Annotated in this window: 27 protein-coding genes; 23 read left to right on the plus strand and 4 right to left on the minus strand. The window is 60.3% G+C overall.

All coding sequences use genetic code 11. The features are described 5' to 3' along the window. Positions 1-19 precede the first annotated feature (19 nt). The 3 genes from motB to RSF91_RS08650 all read left to right on the plus strand — a co-directional run bounded on the left by motB (position 20) and on the right by RSF91_RS08650 (position 2166). On the plus strand, positions 20-1084 hold the full coding sequence (gene motB, locus RSF91_RS08640; protein ID WP_332568033.1) for a flagellar motor protein MotB: 1065 nt from the start codon (positions 20-22) through the stop codon (positions 1082-1084). Positions 1085-1155: 71 nt separating this feature from the next. Next, complete coding sequence (gene cheY / locus RSF91_RS08645; protein WP_099740009.1) at positions 1156-1542, plus strand: chemotaxis response regulator CheY; 387 nt, start codon at positions 1156-1158, stop codon at positions 1540-1542. A gap of 3 nt (positions 1543-1545) precedes the next feature. Beyond that, positions 1546-2166, plus strand: a complete 621-nt coding sequence (locus RSF91_RS08650) for a protein phosphatase CheZ (RefSeq protein ID WP_332568034.1) — start codon at positions 1546-1548, stop codon at positions 2164-2166. Positions 2167-2351: 185 nt separating this feature from the next. Here RSF91_RS08650 and fliE read toward each other — a convergent pair whose 3' ends face one another. Continuing rightward, positions 2352-2660, minus strand: a complete 309-nt coding sequence (gene fliE / locus RSF91_RS08655; protein ID WP_332568035.1) for a flagellar hook-basal body complex protein FliE — start codon at positions 2658-2660, stop codon at positions 2352-2354. A 173-nt stretch (positions 2661-2833) separates the two neighbouring features. Here fliE and fliF point away from each other — a divergent pair, with 173 nt between their 5' ends. The 13 genes from fliF to fliR all read left to right on the plus strand — a co-directional run bounded on the left by fliF (position 2834) and on the right by fliR (position 14299). Continuing rightward, the gene (fliF, locus tag RSF91_RS08660; RefSeq protein ID WP_332568036.1) at positions 2834-4534 is read left to right on the plus strand and encodes a flagellar basal-body MS-ring/collar protein FliF; all 1701 of its coding nucleotides are present in this window, start codon (positions 2834-2836) and stop codon (positions 4532-4534) included. A 133-nt stretch (positions 4535-4667) separates the two neighbouring features. After that, positions 4668-5663 (plus strand): flagellar motor switch protein FliG, encoded by a 996-nt coding sequence (gene fliG / locus RSF91_RS08665; protein WP_332568037.1) that lies wholly within the window; start codon positions 4668-4670, stop codon positions 5661-5663. Then, positions 5656-6477, plus strand: coding sequence for a FliH/SctL family protein (locus RSF91_RS08670; RefSeq protein ID WP_332568038.1), 822 nt, complete (start codon positions 5656-5658; stop codon positions 6475-6477). The genes fliG and RSF91_RS08670 overlap by 8 nt, the downstream gene beginning before the upstream one ends. Next, entirely contained in the window at positions 6474-7868 is a 1395-nt protein-coding gene (gene fliI / locus RSF91_RS08675) for a flagellar protein export ATPase FliI (RefSeq protein WP_332568039.1), read from the plus strand. Before RSF91_RS08670 ends, fliI begins: the two co-directional genes overlap by 4 nt. A gap of 48 nt (positions 7869-7916) precedes the next feature. Then, complete coding sequence (locus RSF91_RS08680) at positions 7917-8381, plus strand: flagellar export protein FliJ (RefSeq protein WP_332568040.1); 465 nt, start codon at positions 7917-7919, stop codon at positions 8379-8381. Positions 8382-8383: 2 nt separating this feature from the next. Continuing rightward, a complete protein-coding gene (locus RSF91_RS08685; protein WP_332568041.1) occupies positions 8384-9721 on the plus strand; it encodes a flagellar hook-length control protein FliK in 1338 nt (445 codons plus the stop codon). Between the two features lie 194 nt (positions 9722-9915). Then, positions 9916-10467: a flagellar basal body-associated FliL family protein gene (locus RSF91_RS08690; protein WP_332568042.1), complete on the plus strand. Its 552-nt coding sequence runs from the start codon at positions 9916-9918 to the stop codon at positions 10465-10467. 15 nt (positions 10468-10482) lie between these two features. Beyond that, on the plus strand, positions 10483-11487 hold the full coding sequence (gene fliM, locus RSF91_RS08695; RefSeq protein ID WP_332568043.1) for a flagellar motor switch protein FliM: 1005 nt from the start codon (positions 10483-10485) through the stop codon (positions 11485-11487). Continuing rightward, positions 11477-11914, plus strand: coding sequence for a flagellar motor switch protein FliN (gene fliN / locus RSF91_RS08700; protein WP_332568044.1), 438 nt, complete (start codon positions 11477-11479; stop codon positions 11912-11914). Before fliM ends, fliN begins: the two co-directional genes overlap by 11 nt. A gap of 49 nt (positions 11915-11963) precedes the next feature. After that, entirely contained in the window at positions 11964-12350 is a 387-nt protein-coding gene (locus tag RSF91_RS08705) for a FliO/MopB family protein (RefSeq protein WP_332568056.1), read from the plus strand. Beyond that, positions 12343-13104, plus strand: a complete 762-nt coding sequence (fliP, locus tag RSF91_RS08710; protein WP_332568045.1) for a flagellar type III secretion system pore protein FliP — start codon at positions 12343-12345, stop codon at positions 13102-13104. Before RSF91_RS08705 ends, fliP begins: the two co-directional genes overlap by 8 nt. Before the next feature lie 21 nt (positions 13105-13125). After that, entirely contained in the window at positions 13126-13395 is a 270-nt protein-coding gene (fliQ, locus tag RSF91_RS08715) for a flagellar biosynthesis protein FliQ (RefSeq protein WP_169107778.1), read from the plus strand. Positions 13396-13534: 139 nt separating this feature from the next. Then, a complete protein-coding gene (gene fliR / locus RSF91_RS08720; protein WP_099740024.1) occupies positions 13535-14299 on the plus strand; it encodes a flagellar biosynthetic protein FliR in 765 nt (254 codons plus the stop codon). Between the two features lie 149 nt (positions 14300-14448). Here fliR and RSF91_RS08725 read toward each other — a convergent pair whose 3' ends face one another. Both RSF91_RS08725 and RSF91_RS08730 read right to left on the minus strand, forming a co-directional pair. Further along, entirely contained in the window at positions 14449-15078 is a 630-nt protein-coding gene (locus tag RSF91_RS08725) for a response regulator transcription factor (protein WP_332568046.1), read from the minus strand. A gap of 55 nt (positions 15079-15133) precedes the next feature. Next, positions 15134-16255, minus strand: coding sequence for a hybrid sensor histidine kinase/response regulator (locus RSF91_RS08730; RefSeq protein WP_332568047.1), 1122 nt, complete (start codon positions 16253-16255; stop codon positions 15134-15136). 116 nt (positions 16256-16371) lie between these two features. Here RSF91_RS08730 and RSF91_RS08735 point away from each other — a divergent pair, with 116 nt between their 5' ends. From RSF91_RS08735 to RSF91_RS08765, 7 genes are all read left to right on the plus strand, one after another. Beyond that, a complete protein-coding gene (locus RSF91_RS08735) occupies positions 16372-16821 on the plus strand; it encodes a hypothetical protein (RefSeq protein ID WP_332568048.1) in 450 nt (149 codons plus the stop codon). Positions 16822-16863: 42 nt separating this feature from the next. After that, positions 16864-17226 (plus strand): response regulator, encoded by a 363-nt coding sequence (locus tag RSF91_RS08740; protein ID WP_099740028.1) that lies wholly within the window; start codon positions 16864-16866, stop codon positions 17224-17226. A 32-nt stretch (positions 17227-17258) separates the two neighbouring features. Then, the gene (locus tag RSF91_RS08745) at positions 17259-19460 is read left to right on the plus strand and encodes a chemotaxis protein CheW (protein ID WP_332568049.1); all 2202 of its coding nucleotides are present in this window, start codon (positions 17259-17261) and stop codon (positions 19458-19460) included. Positions 19461-19527: 67 nt separating this feature from the next. Then, positions 19528-20016, plus strand: a complete 489-nt coding sequence (locus tag RSF91_RS08750; protein ID WP_332568050.1) for a chemotaxis protein CheW — start codon at positions 19528-19530, stop codon at positions 20014-20016. A gap of 17 nt (positions 20017-20033) precedes the next feature. Then, positions 20034-20948, plus strand: coding sequence for a CheR family methyltransferase (locus RSF91_RS08755; protein ID WP_442878828.1), 915 nt, complete (start codon positions 20034-20036; stop codon positions 20946-20948). Positions 20949-20972: 24 nt separating this feature from the next. Further along, positions 20973-21707: a chemoreceptor glutamine deamidase CheD gene (gene cheD / locus RSF91_RS08760; RefSeq protein ID WP_332568051.1), complete on the plus strand. Its 735-nt coding sequence runs from the start codon at positions 20973-20975 to the stop codon at positions 21705-21707. Positions 21708-21720: 13 nt separating this feature from the next. Then, the gene (locus RSF91_RS08765) at positions 21721-22824 is read left to right on the plus strand and encodes a protein-glutamate methylesterase/protein-glutamine glutaminase (protein ID WP_332568052.1); all 1104 of its coding nucleotides are present in this window, start codon (positions 21721-21723) and stop codon (positions 22822-22824) included. A gap of 124 nt (positions 22825-22948) precedes the next feature. Here the strand turns inward: RSF91_RS08765 and abc-f are convergent, their stop codons facing one another. Next, entirely contained in the window at positions 22949-24835 is a 1887-nt protein-coding gene (abc-f, locus tag RSF91_RS08770; RefSeq protein ID WP_332568053.1) for a ribosomal protection-like ABC-F family protein, read from the minus strand. Positions 24836-25122 lie beyond the last annotated feature (287 nt).

The following is a 25122-nucleotide window of genomic DNA, read 5'->3' on the forward strand; positions in this document are numbered from 1 at the left end:
TCTGGTCTGGAGCGACTCCATGGCTGACAAGAAGCTGCAGCCCATCATCATCAAGCGCGTGAAGAAGGCAGCCCATGTGCACCATGGTGGCGCCTGGAAGATTGCCTATGCCGACTTTGTGACGGCGATGATGGCGTTCTTCTTGCTGATGTGGCTGCTGGGGTCGACCGCCCAGGGTGAGCTGCAAGGCATTGCCGCGTATTTCAATTCGCCACTGAAGGTGGCCATGTCCGGTGGAACGGGTGCGGGTAACAGCTCTAGCATCGTGCCGGGCGGCGGTAACGACTTGTCCAAGGTGCACGGTCAGGTGCGTCGATCCGAGGCGGATGACAACGCCAATCGTCGCTCCAGCCAGCAGGCCATGGGGCGCGCTGATGAGTCCAGGCGGGATGCCCAGCGCATGCATGCGCTCAAGGCCAAGGTGGAAGCGATGATTGCCAGCAATTCCAAGCTCAATGAATACCGCTCGCAAATCCGCACCGAGATCACCCAGGACGGACTGATGATCCAGATCATCGACGAGCAAAACCGCCCTATGTTCGACAGCGGCAGCGCCTTGGTCAAACCTTATATGCGCGACATTCTTCGGGAAATTGGCGCAGCCATGGGCAATGCGGAGAACAGCATCAGCCTCTCTGGCCACACCGATGCAGCGCCCTACGGCAATGCAGACCGGGGCTATAGCAACTGGGAGCTGTCCGCCGACCGCGCCAATGCGTCGCGCCGGGAACTGGTGGCCGCAGGCATGCCAATGGACAAACTGGCGCGCGTGGTTGGCATGGCCAGCAGCGATCCCTTGCTGCCCGAGGAAACGCGCGCCGCGCAGAACCGCCGTATCACGATTACTGTGCTGACCAAGGAGGCCGAGCGCCGTATGCTGGGTCAAGACAAGGACCGCAACACGGAGCAGATCGCCAGCGCCGAAGAGGCGGTCAGCACCATTACCAAGACCAAGGCAAGACCTGCTGCGCCCAGCTCGGTCGCAGAGCAGTCTTTGGGGCCCAAGGAAGAGTTTGTTGTAACAAGCCCTGAAGTTGCCCCGGAGGCTGTCGAAAAGCCTGACAATGCACGCCCATCGCCATGAAGTTGACAAATTGTTACTATCACGGCTGAAGATTTGTTCCCACGCACCTATTCCGACCGAAAGGGCCTCTCGTGGCTAATGCCCTGCGTTTTTTGATTGTTGACGACTTCTCCACCATGCGCCGTATCGTGCGCAACCTGCTCAAGGAGAGCGGCTTTGCCGATGCCGATGAGGCCGAAGATGGCATGGTTGCCATCAACAAGCTGCGTGCCAGCAAGTTCGATTTTGTGGTGACCGACATCAACATGCCGAACATGAACGGCTTTCAGTTGCTGACCGAGATCAAGCAGGACGAGAAGCTCAAGCATCTGCCTGTGCTGATGGTGACGGCCGAGGCCCGCAAGGAAGACATCGTCGCTGCAGCCCAGGGCGGCGCGGCTGGCTATATCGTCAAGCCCTTCACCAAGGCCACTCTGGAAGAGAAGGTCAACCTCATCATCAAGAAACTCGACCTCTAAGCCATGAGCAGCGACCCCGGGGCTTCTGCCAACGTCCATTACAAGATTGGCGTGCTCACACGCCAGTTGCATAACTCTCTCAATGAGCTGGGCTATGCGGATCGCTTGCGCGGCAGCATGGGTGAGTTGCCCGATGCGCAAAGCCGCTTGTCCTATATCGCCCGCCTGACGGGTGAGGCGGCGGACAAGGTGCTGGGCCAGGTCGAGGTGATGCAGAGCCAGCAGGATTCGCTTGCCGAGCGCTCCCGCTCCATGCGCGCAGAACTCATCAAGGACCCCGTGGCCGCAGTGGCCAAGGGCGGCGTGATGAATTACCTGCAGGATGTGGAAGAAAGCACGCAGCAGACTGGCAGCCACCTAACCGAAATCATGATGGCGCAGGACTTTCACGATCTGACCGGCCAGGTCATTGCCCGCGTAGTGTCACTAGCGGCTGATCTGGAGTCGCAGCTGCTGGAGCTGTTGATTCAGACGTCGCCCGAAATTGCACAGACGCCAGCTCTGGCACCAGTGGAAGCCGCGCAGCCCAAGCTCGCCGGCCCTGTGGTGGATCCAGAAAACACCGTAGATGTGGTGACATCGCAAACGCAGGTGGATGATCTGCTGGCCAGTCTGGGATTTTAAAAAAGAATAGCTGCTTGCGCTTGATGCATAAGCGCTGGAGCCTGAAAACAGTCTGATCTTTCTGCGGGTCAGGCTGTTTTTTTATGGGCGGCTTGTTGCCGGACGCAGGCGACAAAAAACCCGCATGTCACAAAAACATGCGGGCAAGCCTTGGAGGGCAATCTGCCTTGTCTGAGGTGCGGGAATCACACCTGCATATTCATCACATCCGAGTAAGCCTGTACCAGACGGTTGCGTACCTGCAGCGTGGCCTGAAAGCCGATTTGCGCCTTTTGCATGGCGAGCATGGTCTGCTCAAGGCTCACGGCCGGGTTTTCCAGCTGCACTTCGCGCTGCAGCTGGCTGGAGTTGTTTTGCGCAGAGCTGACCGATTGCAGCGCACTTTGAAGGGCTTGGCCAAATCCGCCAGCTACGGGCGCAGTGCCGGCACCGCCGACTTTGGTGAGCTGGGTGCCCAGTTGGGCGGGGGAGAGGGCAGGGATCTTCAGGTCCATATCAATATCCAACAGGCTTGATGAGTTGGAGGTGATCGTAGTTTTTTCAGCAGATGGCAGACGGGTAATAAATGGGTGAATCGGCGCTCTTATCGAGGGAACGCGATGGCCGTGAGTCCGAATAATCCACTGGACGCTAGACCTCGTGTGGGGTCTGACACCATGGAACCAAGATGTCTGCTGTAGCTGAAGTACCTGTCCCCAATGCTGTGCCTGTTTCCCGCCCTGCGATGACGCAGCGCTGGAATGCGCTCGATCGCGGTCAGCGTCTTCGCTGGGGTGCACTGGCTGCGCTGGTCGGCGTTGGTATCGTGGCCGCAGCGGTGTTCTACCGCCAGCCTGATTACAAGATGCTGTTCTCCAATGTTGGCGACAAGGATGGCGGTGCCATCGTGGCGCAGCTGACGCAGATGAACGTGCCTTACAAGTACAGCGAGGGCGGCGGCTCCATCCTGATCCCTGCAGACCGCGTGCACGATGTGCGCCTGAAGCTGGCCACGCAGGGCCTGCCCAAAGGCTCGGTGACTGGCTTTGAGCTGATGGAGAACAGCAAGTTCGGCATCACCCAGTTTCAAGAGCGCCTGAATTTTCAGCGCGGGCTGGAGGGGGAGCTGACCCGCTCCATCCTCGCGCTCAATGCCGTGCAAAGCGCGCGCGTGCATCTGGCATTGCCCAATCAAAACGGATTTTTTCGCGAGCAGCAAAAGCCTTCGGCCTCTGTGCTGCTGAGCGTTCATCCCGGCCGCGTGCTGGACCGCGCGCAGATTGCCGGCATCGTGCATCTGGTGGCATCGAGCGTGCCTGAGATGGAGCCCGGCGCCGTCAGCGTGCTGGACGATACGGGCAAGCTGCTGTCGCAGTCGCCAGACGGCAGCGCTGGCAGCGTGGACATGCAGCAGTTCCTCTACACCCAGCAGGTAGAGCAGCAATATGTGCGCCGCATTCTGGACATTCTGGAGCCCGTCGTCGGCAAGAACAATGTGAAGGCTCAGGTTTCGGCAGATCTGGACTTTAGTCAAACCGAATCGACCTCTGAGCAGCACCGCCCCAACCAGGCGGGTGACAGCGGTGCAGTGCGCAGCCAGCAGGTGATGGAGACGGGTGGCGAAGCCAAGGCCACTCCGCCCACGGGCGTCCCCGGTGCCACCAGCAACCAGCCACCGACAAATTCCACAGCGCCCATCAACGGTGCCAACCCAGCGCCTCAGGCTGCTGATGGTGGTCAGGGCCGTGGTGCGCAGGGCAGCGGCAAGCGTGAGTCGATTACCAATTACGAAGTGGACAAGACCGTCAAGGTCACACGCGGCAGCACCGGCAACATCAAGCGCCTGACGGCGGCGGTGGTTGTTAACGCACCGGCGGCGGTGGCTGCGGGCGATGCCACTACGGCGGCTGCTGCGGCTGCAGTCAGCTCGGGTATGCGAGCGCTTTCTGCTCAGCAGCAAGAGCAATTGCTGATGCTGGTGCGCGAGACCGTGGGCTACAGCGCCGAGCGCGGCGACTCGGTCAATCTGGTCAGCGCGCCATTCATGGATAGCGGCGCTGCGCCGGTCGAGCTGCCCATGTGGAAAGACCCTGAAATTCAGGCCATGGCCAAGAGCCTTGGCGTGCCGATTGCGCTGGCACTGTTTGGTGCGCTGGTGTTGCTGGGCCTGGTTCGTCCCTTGCTCAAGGCAAGCAAGACTGCGCCCGGTGGCCAGCTCAACGCGATTGAAGGCGATGCGCTGGACCGCCCAGCCTTGGCCGCCCCGGTGACGGATTTGTCACCCACCAAGGAGCAGGAACGCATGGATCAGGCGCGCAGCCTGGCCAAGCAGAACCCGATTGCGGTGGCGAACATTGTGAAGACGTGGATTAACGGCGAGGGGACATAAGTTCCCCCTGAGCGGCTGCGCCGCTTCCCCCTAAGGGGGACGACAGCTTCGCTGCGAGGCGGCTCTTGCTCGCTGTCTCTGACTGAGAGCATGCCAGTTTCGGCGCTTGAATAACTAGTAGAAAGTTTTGAATATGGACGATAGAGGTCTGAACGACGCTGCCATCTTGCTGGTCTCCCTCGGTGAGGAAGAGGCGGCTGAGGTGTTCAAGCATCTCTCGCCCAAGGAAGTGCAGAAGTTGGGTGAGACGATTGCCCGCATGCGCGGCGTGACGCGGGAGAAGGTTGATTTTGTGATCGACCGCTTCACCAATGATGCGGCGGCGCAGAGTCTGCTGGTGGACGATGCCAGCGACTATGTGCGCTCGGTGCTCAAGCGCGCACTGGGCGATGACAAGGCTGCGCTGCTGATCGACCGCATCATGCAGGGCGGTGACATTTCGGGCATTGAAAGCCTGAAGTGGATGGACCCGCTGTCCGTGGCCGAGCTGCTGCGCGGCGAGCACCCGCAGATCGTGGCGGCCATTTTGGTGCACCTGGAGTTTGAGCAGGCCGCTGCCGTGCTGATGCAGCTGCCCGAGCGCTTTCGCAGCGAAGTCATGCTGCGCGTGGCCACGCTGGAGGGCATTCAGCCCACGGCGCTCAAGGATCTGAACGAGGTGCTGTTCAAGGTGCTGGCGGGTGGCGACAAGATTCGCAAAACCTCGCTGGGCGGCGTCAAGACGGCGGCTGAAATGCTCAACCAGATGGCCGGTAATGCCGATGTGGCCGTGCTGGACACCATCCGTAACTACGACCCCGAGCTGGCGCAGAAGATCATGGACAAGATGTTTGTCTTCGACGATCTGGTCAAGCTGGACGACCGCTCAGTGCAGATGGTGCTGCGCGAGGTGGTGTCCGAGACACTGATCGTGGCGCTCAAGGGCGGCTCCATGGAAGTGCGCGACAAGATTCTGGCCAATATGTCCATGCGTGCGGCCGAGTCGCTGCGCGAAGATCTGGATGGCCGTGGACCCATGCGCCTGTCCGAGGTGGAAGCGCAGCAGAAGGAAATTCTCAAGGTCGTTCGTCGCCTGGTTGAAGAAGGGCAGGTGACTATCGGCAATAGCGCGGAGGACAGTTATGTCTAACGGTCAGTCTCCACGTTCCAATTCGCGCTTTATTCCGCAGGAAGAAATTGACAACAGCACCGTGGTGCAGTGGCGCTTTGGTGCGGTGGATGCGCCGGGCGATGCCTTCAAGCCCATTCAGACTGCGGCCTTCATCCCTGCAGGTTCTCCCCAGTTCAACGGCTTTTCGCCATCAATCGCGCACCAGCCGCAGGCTCAGCCTGAGGTCGAAGTGGTGGAGCAGCCGCCTGCAGAGCCCGCTTTTGATGAAGAGCAGTTGCAGCAATTGCTGGAGCAGGCCCGCGAAGAAGGTCATGCCCAAGGCCTGGCTGAAGGTCGTGCACAGGCACAGCAGCAATGGCAGCAGCGCATGGATGACCATATCAGCGGTGAAGGCCGAGAAGGCGTGCGCCGGGTCAACAGCGTGCTGCAGGGGCTGGAAGACAACTTCAAGCAGATGCAGAGCGCCACGGCGCAAGAGCTGCTGAACCTGGCCTGCGACATTGCCCGCCAGGTGGTGCGCCAGGAGCTGCGCAGCCAGCCCCAGGCCTTGCTGCCTGTGATTCGCGAAGCGCTGGACATGCTGGTTGAAGAAAGCCGCCCGGTGACCGTGCGCCTCAATCCTGCCGATTTTGAAGTGCTCGATGAGCCCCTGCGTGCCGAGCATGGCGCGCACAGCCGCATTCAGTGGGTGGGCGATGCCTCTATCGCTGCGGGCGATGTGAAGGTTGAATCTGGCGGTGCCGAGATTGATGGCGGCCTGGACAAGCGCTGGCGCCGTGCCGTGGCTGCACTGGGCCTGGTCTCTACCTGGTATGAGGGAGACAAGGCATGAGTGACAACTCCTGGCAGCAATTCATGAGCCAGGCGCGGGCGCGCTATGCCCAGCCCGTGCCGCTGGAATGCCGGGGCCGTCTGACCAAGTTGACGGGCATGGTGCTGGAGGCCTCGGGTCTGCGCGTGCCCGTGGGCGCGCAATGCCATATCCATCAACCAGGGCGGGAACCCGTGCTGGCCGAAGTCGTAGGTTTTGCTGGCGAACGTGCTTTTCTGATGCCTGCCGGCGATATTCAGGGCCTGTCCAGCGGGGCCATGGTCGTGCCTGCTGCGCCATTTATTCCCGTGCCCCAGCTGGGTGTGGAGGCTGCCGAAAATGTCAGCCAGACCGTGGGCGTGCTGCGCCTGCCCATGGGTGACGGCCTGCTGGGCCGCGTGGTCGATTCGCAAGGCATTCCGCTCGATCGTGGCCCTGCGCTGGAGGGCGTGGTGCCCGAGGTGCTGGACCGCAACCCAATTAATGCCATGGACCGCGACCCGGTACGTGAGTCGCTTGATACAGGCGTCAAGGCATTGAATTCGCTGCTGACCGTGGGGCGCGGCCAGCGTCTGGGTCTGTTTGCCGGTTCGGGCGTGGGCAAGTCCGTGCTGCTGGGCATGATGGCGCGCTATACGCAGGCCGATGTGATTGTGGTGGGCCTGATTGGCGAGCGTGGCCGCGAGGTCAAGGAGTTCGTCGAAGACATTCTGGGTGCACAAGACCGCAGCCGTGCCGTGGTGGTGGCCGCCCCTGCCGATGCACCGCCGCTGCTGCGCATGCAGGGTGCCAGCTACGCCACGGCGATTGCCGAACATTTCCGTGACAAGGGCAAGCATGTGCTGCTGCTCATGGATTCGCTGACTCGCTATGCCATGGCCCAGCGCGAAATCGCTCTGGCCATTGGCGAGCCACCGGCCACCAAGGGCTACCCACCATCGTGCTTTGCCAAGCTGCCCGCGCTGGTCGAGCGCAGCGGCAACGGCCTGCATGGCGTGGGCTCCATCACCGCTTTCTACACCGTGCTGTCTGAGGGCGACGACCAGCAGGACCCGATTGCCGATGCGGCCCGCGCCATTCTGGACGGCCACGTTGTGCTCTCGCGGGCACTGGCCGAGACCGGGCATTACCCGGCCATCGACATTGAGCAATCCGCCTCGCGCGTCATGCACAACGTGGTCTCGCGTGAGCATTTTGAGATGGCCCGCCGCTTTCGCGCCGTGTATTCGCGCTACCAGAAGGGGCGCGATCTGATCCAGGTGGGTGCCTATGTGCCCGGCTCGGATCCGCAGTTGGATGAAGCCATTGCGCTGCAACCGGGCATGACCGGTTTTCTGCAGCAAAGCATGTTTGAAAGCTCCAGCATGGAGCAAAGCCTGACGGGCATGGCGCAGGCCATGCAGCAGGGCTGAGTCCGCAACGGTTGAGCTAGCAATAGTTGAGTGAAGGAGTTGTCCTAGATGTCGTCCTTGAATGCATTGAACGTCGCCATTGAAGCTGCAGAGCGCAAACGTGACGCGGCCCGCACCGCCATGCAGGAGCGCCAGCGCGCCCAGCAGGCGGCGCAGGCCCAGATGGACCAGTTGCAGGGCTATGTGCAGGAGATGCAGGGCCGCTGGGGCGCGCAGGAAGGACTGGCCGTGCAACCCGAAGTCATGCACCACCAGTACCAGTTCATGGAGCGGCTGCAGCACGCCATTGGCCTGCAGACCCGCATGGTGGCCGATCAGGATATTCGCCTTGAAACCGCTCGCCAGGCCTTGCTGGCTAGCGAACTGCGTGTGACCAGCCTGCAAAAAGTGGTGCAGGTGCGCAAGCGCGACATGGCGCTGGTACAGATGCGCCGCGAGCAAAAAGACACCGATGAGCGCGCCGCCATGGCCTTTTTTCGGCGCAGCTTTGGCCTACAGCTCCAGGAGGCATGACGATGGCGGAAACCAGAATTGATAGCCCGCGCAGCGCCGAGCCGCGTGCGGCCAAGGCTACACCTCAGGCCATGACCTTGGTCAAAAGCACGCTGGCGGCGGGTGATGAAGTGCCTGCTTTTTCATCGCTGCTGGCGGCGCTGGATAGCTTTGCAGCCACCGGTTTGCCGCAGGTTGCCTTGCCGCCCGGTGATGCGCAGGAAGAAAAAACTACCCTGCCTGCGTTGGCCGAGCAAGATACTTTGTTGGCCGCCCAAGGCCATGCGCCGTGGATGAGTCTGGTGGGCCAGACTGCGCGGCTGGATACGCAAGGGGATGACGATATGCGTCAGGGCGCTGCCACCGACTTTCTGTCGGGCCGCGGCAATGTCACGCAACTGGCGCATCGCCAAGCCTTGCATACTGGCGATGCGGGTGCCGGTGCTGCTGGTACTGGGGCTGGGGGCGCGCATGCGGCCTTTATGGGTAAGGATTTTCAGTCAAATCAGCTTCAAGCCCAATCAATACAAGCGCAAGCAGCTACTAATTTTGACGATGCTGCATTGCCCGCTAAAGCCGATCACAGCGATCAAAGCCAGAGCGCCTTACTTGCGGCGGCTGATGAGCCCGTGGCTGCGCGTGCCGAGCAGGTCGCGCACAAGCTGCAGGCGGCGGGCCATCAGGGTGTCAGCCTGCAAGGCATGACGGCCGTGCAGCCGCAGACGCTGGAAGGACTCAAGGACTTGCTGCGTGCCGCGCGCCCATCGTCGTTGGATGAGGGCGGTGCCGAAAGCAAGGTGGGCACCAGCAGTGGATCGCACGATTTATTGGGCGCTGCTGTCGCCATTGGCGGTGCGATGGGCGCAGCTGGCGCTGGCATGCAGGGCGGCGGCCAGAACTCATCGGATCTGGGACAGAACCTGAGCGGTCAAGAGTCGGCGCCGGCCGAGCGCGAGCAGGAAGTGTCTGAGCAAGTGGCCTTCTGGGTGCACCAGAGGGTGCAGAACGCATCGCTGTCGATTCAGCACGAGGGCAAGCCTATTCAGGTGCAGGTGCAGTTGAACGGGCAGGAGGCGCATGTGCGCTTCGCCGCTGATGACGAGCAGGCCCGCCAGTTGCTGGCGGATAGCCAGTCTCAGCTACGCGAGCTGCTGGAGGCGCAGGGCTTGAACCTGAGCGGCGTGAGCGTGGATGCAGGCGGTGCCCATCAGCAAGGCGCTGGCGGGCAGTCCGATGATGGCCAGCGCGCACAGGCCAGAAGCGCCCGGGTGGCGGTGAATGCGGCTGAGCTGCCGGTGGATGCGCTGAATACACGCCCATCTACACGGGCAGCGCAGTCTGGTGTTGACCTGTTTGTCTGAGGCAGAAAACAGCCTCTCTTACAGCCTGCACGCTGTGTTAATGCGATAGCGAAACCCGGATCAAACCGGGTTTCTTGCTTTTATTCCGGCAATGGCCGGGGTGGTGGGCGGCGAATAATTCAGGCGTGGATCTTCCGTGTCGCGGCAATGGCTGCGGGGTGGATGCAGTCCCCCACTCTTGAGGAAACCCCGCCGTGTCAGCCAATCCCAATGCCGCCCCTGTTGCACCTGCTCCTGCGAAAAGCAAGAAGCTGATCGTCATCGTGGCCATCGTTGCCGTGCTGGCCATTGTGGCGGCTGCCGCCTATGTGCTGATGATGCAACGCCAGCACAGCGGTGGCGAGGGCGATGAAGAAGTCAGCGCCAAGACCTCGGTGCCCACTTTTCTGCCACTGGACAATATGGTTGCCAATCTGTCGGACCCCGGTGGCGACCGTTTTGTGCAGCTGGGCATTACGCTCGAGCTGAACGACGAGAAGACCGCTTCCACCGTCAAGCAATACCTGCCCAGCATTCGCAACGGCATTTTGCTGCTGGTGTCTCAGCGCACGGCCGATGAGCTGCTGGCCCGTGAAGGCAAGGAAAAGCTGGCCGCCGACATTCTGGAAGAGGTCTCCGCACCGCTGGGCTATGGCGCCAGCGCCAAGAAGCGCTCACGCGATGAAGACGCGGACGAAGACAGCCCGCGCACCAGCCGCAAGAGCCCTGTGCGCCGCGTGCTGTTCTCCAGCTTCATCATTCAGTAAGCAGAGAGGAAGTGCATGAGCGATTCTTTTCTCTCCCAGGAAGAAGTTGACGCCCTTCTTGAAGGCGTTACCGGCGAAAGCCAGCGTTCCGAAGTGGTGGAGGTCGATGACGGCCAGATCCGCAATTACGACATCTCCAGTCAGGAACGTATCGTGCGTGGGCGTATGCCCACCATGGAAATTGTCAACGAGCGCTTTGCCCGCAATTTTCGCATCGGCCTGTTCAACTTCATCCGCCGCAGCCCCGAGGTTTCCGTCGGCACGGTGACCGTGCAGCGCTACAGCGCCTTTCTGCGCGAGCTGGCCGTTCCCACCAATTTCAACATCATGGCCATTCGCCCGCTGCGCGGAAATGGTCTGATCGTCTGCGAGCCTTCCCTGGTGTTCGGCGTGATCGACACCCTGTACGGCGGCACAGGCCGTTTGCAGACCCGTATCGAAGGACGTGATTTTTCGACGACCGAGCAGCGCGTGATCAACCGTCTGGTCAACGTGATCTGCGAGGAATACAAAAAAGCCTGGCACGGCATTTACCCGCTGGAGCTGGTCTATCAGCGCTCGGAAATGCAGCCCCAGTTCGCCAATATCGCCACCCCCAGCGAAATCGTGGTCTCGACCGCGTTTCAGCTGGAGATTGGCGATATCTCCGGCTCCATCCATGTCTGCATGCCTTATGCCGCGCTGGAGCCGATCCGCGATGTGCTGTATTCATCCACGCAGGGCGATGCGATCGAGGTCGATCGCCGCTGGGTCAAGGTGCTGACCCGTGAAATTCAATCTGCCGAGGTGACTCTGGTGGCTGAGCTGGCTCGCGCCGATGCGACGGTTGAGCAGTTGCTGGCCATGCGCCCCGGCGACTTTATTGAGCTGGACCGTGAGCCACTGATTCGCGCCTCCATTGGTGGGGTGCCAGTTTTCGAGTGCCAGTACGGCACGCACAACGACAAATATGCAATCCGCGTGGAGCGCAGCCTGCGCGGCGGCGATGCAGGCTGGATGGGAGAGAAGCATGGCAATTGATGAAAACAACAAGCCCGCGGGCGATGATCCTTTTTCGGGTTGGGCTGAAGCGCTGGAAGAGCAGCGTCAGCACGATCAGGCCGCAAGCGGCCCCGATGTCTCTGAGCAAGGCGGCCCGCTGAGCGGCGATTCATCGCGCGGCAGCTACGGCGATGTGCCTGTGCACGACATCAACATGGTGCTGGACATTCCTGTTCAGCTCTCCGTGGAGCTGGGCCGCACCAAGGTGCCTATCAAATACATTCTGCAGCTGGCGCAGGGCTCGGTGGTGGAACTCGATGCACTGGCCGGTGAGCCCATGGATGTGCTGGTCAACGGCTACCTCATCGCTCAGGGCGAAGTGGTGGTGGTGAACGACAAATTCGGTATTCGCCTCACGGACGTGGTGACCCCGTCCGAGCGTCTGCGCCGGGTCAGCCGTGGTTGAGAACGCGGCAAGCGCGGCCACGGGTACTGCAATGACAGCAGCTCCATCCATGTGGCCCACGCTGATTCTGGTCGTTTTGTTTGTGGCCGCCATGCTGGCCCTGCCCTGGCTGGTGCGCCGCCTGCAGCACAAGAACCTGCTGCCCCGCGGTATGGGCATGGCGCGCGGCGCGGCCCCGCTGACATCGCAGGTGCTGGGCTCGCTCTCCATCGGCCCCCAGCAGCGCGTGGTGACTGTGCAAGTGGGCGAGGGCCATGAAGCCGTGCGCTTGGTGCTGGGCGTCACCGCGCAGCAGATTCAATGCCTGCATGTGCTTCAAACCCATGCAGGACAAGCGCAAGCTGCTAATGAATATGTAGCAAAATCGCCTTCATTCACCGACTCTCTGGTGCGTGCACAGGCTGCGGGTTCTGCCCGGGATTCTGGAAATGACTAAGTTCGTCTCTCGCACCGCCACCGCTGCTTTGCTGTCGCTGCCCTTGTTGGCCGCCGCACAGGGCGCTACACAGGGTGCAGCGGCCAGCCTGCCCTTGCTGGTGGGCCAGGGTGCTGGTGGTGCCAGTTATTCCGTGCCTATCCAGACGCTGCTGTTTTTTACGGCACTGTCGTTTCTGCCTGCCATCTTGCTGCTGATGACGGGTTTTACCCGCATCGTCATCGTGCTCAGCCTGCTGCGTCAGGCGCTGGGCACGCAGTCCGCACCGCCCAATCAGGTGGTGATTGGCCTGTCGCTGTTCCTCACCATGTTTGTGATGGGCCCGACGCTGGACAAGGTCTATCAGGAAGCCTACCTGCCTTATACCCAGAACAGCATCAGCTTCGAGCAGGCGATTGACAAGGCCGAAGCTCCCATGCGCAGCTTCATGCTCAAGCAGACCCGCCAGTCAGATTTTTCGCTGTTCAAGCGCCTGGCCAAGCTGGACGCCAGCGTCACCGCTGAAACCGCGCCGCTGCGCGTGCTGGTTCCCGCTTTTGTGACCAGCGAGCTGAAGACCGCCTTCCAGATCGGCTTCATGATCTTTATTCCGTTTCTGGTCATCGACATGGTGGTGTCCTCCATCCTCATGTCGCTTGGCATGATGATGCTGTCGCCTGTGCTGGTGGCGCTGCCCTTCAAGCTCATGCTGTTTGTGCTGGCCGATGGCTGGAATCTCATCATCGGTTCGCTGGCCGCAAGTTTTGCTGTCTAGCGGCTTCTTTCAGAGAACCTCATGACTTCTCAATTTGTATTGACCTTTGGCCGCGAGGCGTTGACTTTGTTGCTCATGATTTCCATGCCTGTGCTGGGCGTGGTCATGGGCGTGGGCCTGCTTGTCAGCATCTTTCAGGCCGTCACGCAGGTGCATGAAGCCACGCTGGCCTTTGTGCCCAAGCTGCTGGCCGCCGTGGCGGTGTTCGCCGTGGCTGGGCCGTGGATGCTTTCCACGCTGGTGGATTTCATTCGCCGCACTATTGAGGGCATCCCCGGAGCCGTGGGATGACCCCCTGTGCCGCTTTGCGGCTTCCCCCTGAAGGGGGACGACGCCTTCGCTGCGGGGCGGCCCTTGCTTGGCATCCCTGGCTTTGGCCGCAGCGGTTTCCTGGTGTGTGCGCTATTTCAAGCGCTGTGGAGTCACTGAAGTGATTACCTTCAGCGAAGCCCAGATTGCGGCCTGGCTATCGCCCCTGATCTGGCCTTTTGTGCGCGTGCTGGCGCTGTTCACCACAGCCCCTGTTTTTTCTCAAAAAGCCATTCCCATGCGCCTCAAGGTCGGGCTGGCCTTTCTGGTCGCGCTGTGTGCTCAGCCGATGCTGGGCGAGCAGCCGGTGGTCAGCATCGCCTCGGCGCAAGCCTTGGGCACACTGGTGCAGCAGGTGGTTATCGGTCTGTCCGTCGGCTTTGCCGTGCGCTTGGTCATGGCCGCCATCGAAGTGGCCGGTGAAGTGGTGGGTCTGCAGATGGGGCTGAATTTCGCCTCGTTCTTCGACCCCACCAGTAACGCCCAGCTCAGCGCCGTTGCGCGCTTCATGGTGCAGATTGCGACGCTGCTGTTCATTGTCATCAACGGCCACTTGCTGGTGCTGATGGCGGTGCTCAAGAGTTTTGAAGCTTTCCCTGTGGATGGCAACTTTTTGCAGGCCATCTCGCAGATGCGCATTCACGAGATGGGCAGTGCTGTGTTTGCCAGTGCCTTCTGGATTGCGCTGCCTATGGTGGCGATGCTGCTGTTCGTCAACCTGGTGCTGGGCATCATCTCCCGCGTTGCGCCGCAGATGAATATTTATGCGGTGGGCTTTCCGGTCACACTGACCGTGGGTTTGGTCGGATTGGTGGCGACTTTGCCTTTGATGGAGCAGCCTATGGTGGAGCTGTTACTGAAGGGTGTCGCGGTTTTTGGGGTTTGACGGGGGCTTGGGCTGCAGGCTCGATTCGCTTGCAGAAGCCGGGTTTCCCCTTGGCGGGCAACAGGGCAACACAATCAGATAGTGTCTTTGTCAAAAAAGATAGCTGCTACCGCTTGATGCATAAGCGCTAGAGCTAGATAAGTGCAGCGTTAGATTAACTTGTTGTGGATCGCGTAAGCCGTCAACTCCGCGTTGCTACTCATCCCCAGCTTCTCCAGCACACGAGCCCGATAAACACTCACCGTCTTGGGGCTCAGCATAAGCTCCTGCGCAATATCCGTCTGCTTCTGCCCGCTGGCAATCTTCAGCAAAGTCTGCATCTCGCGCTCGGACAGGGTTTCGTGGGGAACGGGGGCGACTGGCTGGGCCAGGCTTTCGGCCAGCATCTGGGCTACTTCAGGGGTTAGGTACTTGCGGCCGCTTTGCACGATACGCACGGCTTCGATCAGCTGCACCGGGTCGCCCGCCTTGTTGGCATAGCCTGCCGCGCCGGCCTTGATGCTGCGCAGGGCGTACTGATCCTCGGGGTACATGGAGACCATGATGACGTGGATGTGCGGGTGGGTTTCGCGCACGCTGGCCAGTACTTCCAGGCCGCTGCGGCCGGGCATGTTGATGTCCAGCAGCAGCACGTCGCAGGTGGCAGTGCGCAGTTGCTCGCGCAGCTCGGAGTAGCAGCCTGCTTCGGCGGTGACGATGATGTCCGTGGCCTCGGCCAGGGTGTCGCGTATGCCTCGTCGCAAAATGGCATGGTCATCGCATAGCACGACGTGAATCAAGGTACACCTCCCAGGTAAACAGCTCGCCAAGGCTCAACTAGCCATAGTGCGTTGCTCATGTTTCGATATCAGTCAGAGGAATGGTGAGGATGATAGAGGTTCCTCGGCCGGGGTGGCTACTCACATCTAGCCATCCGTTAACAGTGCGTGCGCGCTCACTTAGTCCTCGAAGCCCGAAGGATTGGGGCTTGTCACGTGCTTCCTGGGTCAAGCCTACCCCGTTATCTGTTACTTCCAGTGTCAAAAAACCTTCGTGATCGGATAAATCCAGCGTCACGCGGCTGGCTTGTGCGTATTTGCTGATATTGGTCAAAGATTCTTGCGCAGTGCGGTACACGGCCACCTGCTGGGCGGGGGCTATCTCCATATGCTCGCGGCTGGTGTGCAGCTGGGCGGGGATTCCGGTACGGCGCTCAAAGTCCTGAGCCAGCCACTGCACGGCGGCGACCAGCCCTTGATCGAGTACTGGCGGGCGCAGGTTTTGCATGATGCGCTGGCTGGCGCCCAGTGCGTGCTCCAGCATTGCCAGAGCCGACTGGGCGTGCTCGCGCAGCGTGCCTTCGGGGCTGTTACGGCTCATCCATGCCAGATCGAACTTGACGGCGGTGAGCGAGCCACCAATATCGTCATGAATCTCGCGCGAGATATTGGCGCGCTCTTGCTCGATGCTGGTGTGCAGGTGCTCGGTCAGCTCGGCCAAGCGCTTTTCGGACTGTGCCAGCTCCTGCATGGCGCGGCGGCGGGCCAGCCGGGCTTCGTGCACTTCAATCGCGCGCTTGATGACATGGGGCAGGCTGTTGATCTGGTCCTTGAGCAGGTAGTCGCTGATGCCCAGCCGCATGATGTCCACCGCTGCCGATTCGCCAATGGCTCCTGACAGCAGCACAAAAGGCGGAGCGTCGGCGCGGGTGCGAACCAGGTCCCAGACATCCAGCGCCGTGAAGCCGGGCAGGTGGTAATCCGCCAGGATCAGGTCGAACTTCTGCGTCTGCAAAGCGTCTTCGATAGCGGGCAGAGTGTCTACCGTAGTGAGGGTGCAGGGCAGCAGTCCACGCTTGAGACTCAGGCGCGCCAGGGCCTGATCTGCGACAGAGTCTTCAATATGGAGGATTTTCACGTGCTGATCCTGTAATTGCATATCGCCAAGAACGCTATCATTGGATACATTTTGGAACATTGGAGCAATAGTCGTCAGGTCAGGACTGATCATCGGCGGCAAGGGCTTCTGATCTGTTTATTTCGTGGTGCATGGCGGCGTGGTCGTCATGAAGGTTTTTCGCAGTTGGAGTAACGATGCAGACAATGCAAAACCCATCGGGTGTGCCTGCGGTTGCCGTTCCGGTGATGGTGGCTGCGGAGCTGCAAGATGCCTTGCTGGTCACGCTGCGTGACTTGCAGCGGCTTGAGGGGCTGCTGGACCATGCCACGCATAATTTGCTGGAGCGTTTTGAGCAGGCCAATGGCCAATTGTCTCACCCTGCTTTGCTGGATACGGCAGGACTGGACTCGGCACGTGAGGCGCTGCGCCTGGCAGTCACCGAGCTGCAGTTCCACGATATGTCCTCACAATTGATTGCTCACATGGCGCATACCTTGCAAGCCTGCGCTTTCAGGCTGGGGGCTGCTGCCATGGGCACGGATGAGGATGAGGCAGAAACAGACGTCTGCCTGCCGAGCCTGCCCGAGAAACCCAACCCCGTCACGCAAAGCGAGATGGATGCTGGCTCTGTAGAGCTGTTTTGACCTTCTACCCTGTTTACTGTTGCCCGTCTGTTGGAGCTGTACATGCGATCGATCCTGGCTGTTGATGATTCCCCCTCGATGCGAAAGATGGTTTCTTTCACATTGAGCAGTGCTGGCTTTAAGGTGGTGGAGGCCGTCGACGGTGTAGATGCGCTTGAAAAAGCCCAGGCAGAAAACATCGATCTGGTGCTGGCCGACCAGAATATGCCGCGCCTTGATGGCATTGGCCTCACCCGCAAGCTGCGCGAAGACCCCAAGTTCAAGGGCACGCCCATCTTGATTTTGACGACGGAATCCAGCGATTTGATGAAGCAGGCAGGCCGTGCCGCAGGGGCTACGGGCTGGCTGGTTAAGCCTTTTGACCCCAATCGTTTGATTGAAGTCATTCAGAAAGTCCTCCGTTAAGCCGATAACAACGAATCACAGCAGGAAACACCATGGCGGATACACACCAGGATGGCGCAGGTTCGGGCGCGGACTTTGACCTTAGCCAGTTCTATCAAATCTTTTTCGAGGAGGCCAGCGAGAACCTCGACCAGATGGAGCAGATGCTGCTCAGCCTGGATTTGTCGGCCGCCGATGACGAAGAGCTCAACGGCATTTTTCGCTGCGCCCACTCCATCAAGGGTGGCGCGGCAACCTTTGGCTTCTCTGACGTGACTGAGCTGACGCACCGCATGGAGTCCTTGCTGGACCGTCTGCGTCGCCATGAAATCACGCCCATTCCCGCCATGGTTGATGTGTTGCTGGAGTCTGCAGACGCCAGCCGCAGTCTGCTGGCGCGCCATCAGTCAGGTGATGAGGGCGAGCCGATATCCACTGCCGAACTGGTGGTGCGCATTGAAGCACTGGCACAGGGTTTGACGGAGATTCCACAGGTTAATCGTGCTGAAGTCGTTGCTGAACAAGCGCAAGAGGCTCCTGTTGTTATAGCGCCTGCGCAAGTTTCTGCTTCCGCTCAGGTCGCAGCGCCTGGCGCCGTGATCGGCACTGAGCCGCCCGAAGGTGCGCGCGTGCTGCACATCGACATTGGCCCGCTGCCCAAGCTGGAGCTGGGCGATGCCATCAAGGAGCTGTTCCGAGATATTCCCGGTCTGGGCACGATTCAGGATCAGGTCAGCAGCAAGCCGGATTACCGCCTGTTTGAGGTCAGAACCGTTTCTACCGATGACGAATTGCGTGATCTATTCGTTTTCCACGTCTCCAAAGAGCAGGTGCAGATCACGGAGCTGACACAGCAGCCCGAGGCCCCGGTCGCTGAGGTTGAAGCTGCGGTAGCCGAGACTGATGTGATTGTGGCCGGAGATGATGAGCTGGCCACGCCTCCCGTCCACCTGTCGGCAGAGGAGGCTTATGGCTTTTTCGCCGGAGCACCTGGTAGCCCAGATGCGCTATTGAATCAAGAGCGTTCAGCGCAAGACCCATCTACGGCAGGGGCGCAAAAGGCTACACCCAAGGCGGCGGCTTCGCATATGGAATCCACCAGCATCCGCGTGGATGTGAAGAAGGTGGATCAGCTCATCAATCTGGTTGGCGAGCTGGTGATTACACAGGCCATGCTGGCGCAGAACAGCCAGGGTCTGGACCCTACGGCTTATCAACAGCTGCTGGCGGGGCTGGCCGATCTGGATCGCAACACGCGGGACTTGCAGGAGTCCGTGATGTCGATCCGCATGATTCCCATGTCCACCGTGTTCAGCCGCTTCCCGCGCATGTTGCGCGATCTGGCGGGCAAGCTGGGCAAGAAGGTGGACTTCATCACGCTGGGTGAAGCCACCGAGCTGGACAAGGGCCTGGTCGAAAAGATCACTGACCCGCTGACCCATCTGGTTCGCAACAGTGTGGATCACGGCATTGAGATGCCTGAGGAGCGACTGGCAGCCGGCAAGTCTGAAAACGGCACGCTGACGCTGGCGGCCTCGCATCAGGGCGGCTCCATCGTCATCGAGGTGCGTGACGACGGCAAGGGCATGAATCGCGAGAAGATTCTGGGCAAGGCGCGCGAGCGCGGCATGGATGTGTCTGACAGCATGCCTGACAGCGAAGTCTGGATGCTGATCTTTGCGCCAGGCTTCTCTACCGCCGATGTGGTGACCGATGTGTCGGGTCGAGGCGTGGGCATGGACGTGGTCAAGCGAAACATCACCTCGCTGGGCGGAACGGTGGAGATTGACTCCGTCGCCGGTCAGGGTATGAAGGTTTCGGTGCGACTGCCGCTGACGCTGGCCATCATGGATGGCATGTCGGTCGGTGTGGGCGAGGAGGTCTACATCCTGCCTCTGTCCTCCGTGGTGGAGTCCTTCCAGGTTAAGGGCGATGACGTGAACACCGTGGCCAATGGCACGCAACTGGTCAAGGTGCGTGATGAATACATGCCCGTGATTGCGCTGGAGCGAACCTTCCAGGTGCCGCGCGCCGATGAGAACGAGACCAGCAACATCATGGTGGTGGTCGAAGCCGACGGCAGCCGCGTCGCCCTGCTGGTGGATGAGCTGCTGGGGCAGCACCAGGTGGTGGTGAAGAACCTGGAGAGCAATTACCGCAAGGTGCCCAATGTCTCGGGTGCCACCATTCTGGGTGATGGATCCGTGGCACTGATTCTGGATACCGGCGCTTTGGTGCGTCGAACCCGCCATTGACCTTGAGCCTGACTTGAGCCAAGCCGCCCGCGACTGAACCGACCTGAATAACCCAGAGAGAGCTGACATGAACATCCTCAACAAGACTGCCGAAGGCCTGAACACTGGCTCCCGCGAATATCTGACCTTCCGCCTGGGCGCTGAGGAGTACGGCATCGACATCCTGAAGGTGCAGGAAATCCGTGGCTACGAGCCGCCCACACGTATTGCCAATGCGCCCGAGTTCATCAAGGGCGTGGTCAATCTGCGCGGCACCATCGTGCCTATCGTGGACATGCGCCTGCGCTTCAACTGCTCCGAAGTCGAGTACAACGCCTTCACCGTGGTCATCATCCTGAACCTGGGTCGCCGCGTGGTGGGCATTGTGGTGGACTCGGTCAGCGATGTGATGGAGCTGGCCGCGGATGCCGTGCGCCCCGCACCCGACATCGAAAGCGCCATCGACAGTGGCTGCATTCTGGGTCTGGGCTCGGTGGGCGAGCGCATGCTCATCTTGCTAGACATTGAAAAGCTCATGGGCAACGTCGACATGGGCCTGGTGGCCTCTGAAGCCTGAGCGATCCAGAGGCCTGTGTGCTGAATCTGGGGCGTAGCGCTTCACCCAACAAAGCTCCTGCGCATCTGGTGCAGGACGACGATGCGTCGCCAGACCAATTGTCTGGCCCGCTGACGCAGGGGCGCGAGTTCGTCTGGTCTAACCGTGACTTCTCCCGCGTTCAGGCACTGATCTACAAACATGCCGGCATCAGCCTGCATGATGGCAAGCACGCCATGGTCTACAGTCGCCTGTCTCGCCGCTTGCGCGAGACAGGGTACGAGAGCTTTGCCAGCTATCTGGACTGGCTGGAGTCGATTAACGATGGGCCAGAGTGGCAGGAGTTCGTCAACGCGCTCACCACCAATCTGACGGCGTTCTTTCGCGAGCGGCACCATTTTGAAATTCTGTCCCAGCACCTGCGCAGCCATAAGCCGGCTGGCAATGGCTGGAAGGTGTGGTGCAACGCGGCATCGACGGGTGAAGAGCCTTATTCCATCCTGATGACGGCGGTGGAGAGTCTGGGTGCATCGCCCAGCTTTCAGCTGACGGCCAGCGACATTGATTCACGCGTGCTGGAGACGGCATCGCGCGGCGTGTACCGGGCCGAAAGCGTCAAGGGCGTCAGCACCGAGCGGCTGCACCGTTTCTTTTTACGTGGGCGCTCGAGCAACTCCGGCATGGTTCGCGTCAAGCCAGAGCTGCGCCAGATGGTGGATTTCATCAACGTCAACCTGATTGCGGGCGACTGGCCGTTTCGCGAGACATTCGACGTGGTTTTCTGCCGCAACGTGATGATTTACTTTGATGCGCCAACCCAGCGCCGTGTGCTGGAGCGTATTCATCAGGTGCTGAAACCCGGTGGGCTGCTGTTTGTGGGCCATGCCGAGAATTTCAGCGATGCGCGTGATCTGTTCGCTCTCAAGGGGAAGACCGTTTATGAGCGTCAATGAGGCTGAAGGGCAGGGTCGCCAATCATGAGGAATCTGAGCTCTCCGCCGGATGCCCCGGGTGCTGGCGCTGCAAGCCGGTCTTTGCGCGGTCCTGCCTATATGGGGCAGGCCTATTCTGCGCCGGCAGCCGTGGCGCCGGTGTCATCGCTGGAGCAGCTCAAGCGCCAGCCACGCCAGCCGGGTGAGGCCTCGTTCTTTTATTACGACCCGCACTTTCAGCTCAACTCAGCCAAGGTGCTGCCTGGCGAGTATTTCGTCTCGCGCGACGAGATGGCCATCGTTACCGTGCTGGGTTCTTGCATTGCGGCCTGCCTGTGGGATCGATTCATGCGCATTGGCGGCATGAACCACTTCATGCTGCCTGAGGGTGACAGCAGCGATGTCTCGGGCCGTTATGGCTCGTACGCGATGGAGCTGCTGATCAACGAGATGCTGAAGATGGGCGCGCGGCGCGAGTCCATGCAGGCCAAGGTTTTCGGCGGCGCCCAGGTCATGGCCAACTTTACGACCATGAACGTGGGTGAGCGCAACACAGATTTTGTGACAGAGTATCTGCAGACCGAGCGCATTCCCATCGTCTCCGAAGACGTGCTGGATATTTACCCGCGCAAAGTGGTCTTTTTTCCATCCACCGGCAAGGCCATGGTCAAACGACTGGCACATGCCCATCCTGAAGCGCTGGTGCAGCAGGAAATCAGCCGTGGCAGCGCCGCTGTCGTTGCGCGCAACACGGCGGGTGGCTCGGTGGATCTGTTTTGAGGAAGGTTGAGCTTTGCTAAAGCCAAAAATCAGGGTGGTTGTAGTTGATGACTCTGCGCTGGTGCGCAGTTTGTTAGCCGAGATCATCAACCGTCAGCATGATCTGGAATGCATTGGTTCGGCCAATGATCCGCTGATCGCGCGCGAGATGATCCGCGAACTGAACCCCGACGTTATCACGCTGGATGTGGAAATGCCCCGTATGGATGGCATTGACTTTCTGGGGCGTCTCATGCGCCTGCGCCCCATGCCGGTGGTGATGATCTCCACGCTGACCGAGCGCGGCGCTGAAGTCACCATGCGTGCGCTGGAGCTGGGGGCCATCGACTTTGTGGCCAAGCCCCGCGTGGGTGTGGCCAATGGTTTGCAGGAGCTTGCCACGCAGATCGTGGACAAGATTCGTGTGGCAGCGGTCGCTCAGGTGCATCGCCTGCCGGTGGCGCCACATGGCGTGGCTGCGGGTGCCAAACCTGCGGTGGCCCGCCCGCCAGTCGTGCCCACGCTGCTGGGGCGAGTCTCCACCGAAAAAATCATTGCCATTGGCGCATCCACGGGCGGCACAGAAGCGATTCGTGAAGTGCTGAGCCATTTGCCTGCCGATTGCCCGGCCATCGTCATCACCCAGCATATGCCGCCGGGCTTCACCACCAGCTTTGCGGCGCGGCTCAACAGTCTGTGCCAGATGACGGTGAAGGAAGCCACGCATGGCGAGCGCCTGCTGCCTGGCCATGCCTATATCGCCCCCGGTGGCAGGCATTTCTCTATCAGCCGCAGCGGTGCCAACTATGTGGCCGTGGTGGATGATGCGCCGCCGGTGAACCGCCACAAGCCCTCAGTCGAGGTGTTGTTTAAGTCGGTGGCGGCCAATGCGGGCCGTAACGCCTACGGAATCATGCTCACGGGCATGGGGGCCGATGGTGCAGCTGCCATGCGCGAGATGCGTGACGCAGGCAGCTACAACCTGGTGCAGGATGAAGCCACTTGCATCGTCTTCGGTATGCCGCGCGAAGCCATTGCCCATAGTGCGGCTGACGAGGTGCTGCCTCTGCCGCAAATTGCGCAAGCCCTGCTGGTCAAGCTGCGTGGCGGCTCCGATCAAGTGCACCATCGCATCTAAAGCTGTATAAAAAGAGAGCGCCTTGCGCCTGTCATTCATCGGGCTTCGCTATATAAGTAGCTGAAGTCCTTGAAGGACAAGCGCAAGGCGCTCTTTTATTGATTGCAGCGCTTGGCTACTGCCCTTAGGCGGACAGGGCTGTCCAGCGCTCCAGTGCTTCCATCAGCGCTTCGTCAATTTCCGAATCACGCTGGTGCATGGCGACTGCCTTGGAGTTGTCGGTAGAGAACAGATTGCCGTCAGCCAGCGCTTCCTGAATCTGCTTTTGCTCGGCTTCCAGTGCAGCAATCTGGGTGGGCAGGGTTTCCAGCTCACGCTGCTCTTTGTAGCTGAGCTTTTTCTTGGAGCTGGCCACGCTTTCGGCGGGGGCCGCCACAGGCTTGGCTTCTTCCTTGGGGGTGCTCTTGGGCTGGGCAGCAGCTGCAATCGCCTTGCTGCGGCGAGATTGCTCCATCCAGTCCGTCACGCCACCTTCGTATTCACGCCAGTGGCCAGGGCCTTCCCAGGCAATGGTACTGGTGACGACGTTGTCGAGGAAGGTGCGGTCATGGCTGACCAGGAAGACGGTGCCGTCGTAGCTTTGCAGCAGGTCTTCCAGCATGTCCAGCGTCTCGATGTCGAGGTCGTTGGTCGGCTCATCCAGCACCAGCACATTGGCAGGGCGGGCAAACAGGCGGGCCAGCAGCAAACGGTTGCGCTCACCACCCGACAGAGAGCGCACGGGAGAGTGTGCACGAGCAGGCGAGAACAGGAAGTCGCTCAGATAGCTCTTTACGTGCTTCTTCTGGTTGCCAATTTCAATCCACTCGCTACCGGGACTGATGAAATCCTCCAGCGTTGCATCCAGATCGACTTGGTGGCGCATCTGGTCAAAGTAGGCGACCTGCATATTGGCGCCCAGGCGTACATTGCCGCTGTCAGGTGCCAGTTCGCCCAGAATCATCTTGAGCAGCGTTGTCTTGCCAGCGCCATTGGGGCCCAGCAGGCCCACCTTGTCGCCACGCAAAATCGTGCCGCTGAACTTTTCCACAATGTTCTTTTCGCCGTAGACCTTGCTGACATCGGTCAGCTCGGCCACGATCTTGCCCTGATAGCTATCGCCCTTGCCAGAGGCAATATCCATGTTCACGCTGCCCTGCACATCACGGCGCGCGGAGCGGTTGGCCCGCAACTCTTGCAAGCGGGTGATGCGGCTCTGGCTGCGCGTGCGGCGGGCTTCTACGCCCTTGCGAATCCAGACTTCTTCCTGGGCCAGCAGCTTGTCTGCCTTGGCGTTGATAACCGCCTCTTGCGCCAACTGCTCTTCTTTTTGCACAACGTATTGAGCAAAGTTGCCGGGGTACGAGAGCAGGTGGCCTCGGTCCAGTTCCACAATGCGCGTGGCAATGCGGTCCAGGAAGCTGCGGTCGTGGGTGATGGTGATGACGCTTCCCTTGAAAGCAATCAGCAAATCCTCCAGCCACTCAATGGAATCCAGATCCAAGTGGTTGGTGGGCTCGTCCAGCAGCAGCACATCGGGACGTGCCACCAGCGCCTGGGCCAGCGCCACGCGCTTACGAGTACCGCCAGACAGGCTGCCCACCAGGGCGTTAGGGTCCAGGTGCAGGCGCTGCAGCGTTTCTTCTACGCGCTGTTCCCAGTTCCAGGCGTCATAAGCCTCGATCTGGGTCTGCAAGACATCCAGATCCTCGCCCTCGCCGCCCGCGAAATAGCGCTCACGCACCGCAATCACGGCCGCCAGGCCATCGGATGCGGACTCAAAGACGGTGTGCTCCGGCTTCAGATCTGGCTCTTGGGCTACATAAGTAATGCGAACCCCATTTTGGACCTGGACCTGACCGTCATCGGCTTTTGCCAGGCCACCCAAAATTTTGAGCAGCGAAGACTTGCCAGCGCCATTGCGGCCGATCAGACCGACGCGTTCGCCGGTTTCCAGGGAGAAAGTGGCGTGGTCCAGCAGGGCCACGTGCCCGAACGCCAATTGAGCGTCCAACAAAGTAATCAGTGCCATCGTGTGCGCATTATCTATGTACTGCCATAGAGACAGAGGCCGTCAGGCCTCTGTCTCTATCGTCTCTAGGGGCGAGATCAACGGCAAAGACCCCTTCAAGGCATGAAGCTTTTGTGTCAACTTTGGCTGATCTAGGGTTTCACCTATGCTATAGTTCAACCCATCGCAGCAAACAACTGCCTCGCAGACTTAAAAAAGTCACAGCGAAGTGGATAAAAAATGTGATACACTGAAAGGCTTCGCTGATCACAGCAAGCAACGAAATTCAAGAGTGGTTCTGCCAGTTT

It is taken from the genome of Comamonas sp. (assembly GCF_036643215.1).
GTDB lineage: Bacteria > Pseudomonadota > Gammaproteobacteria > Burkholderiales > Burkholderiaceae_C > Comamonas.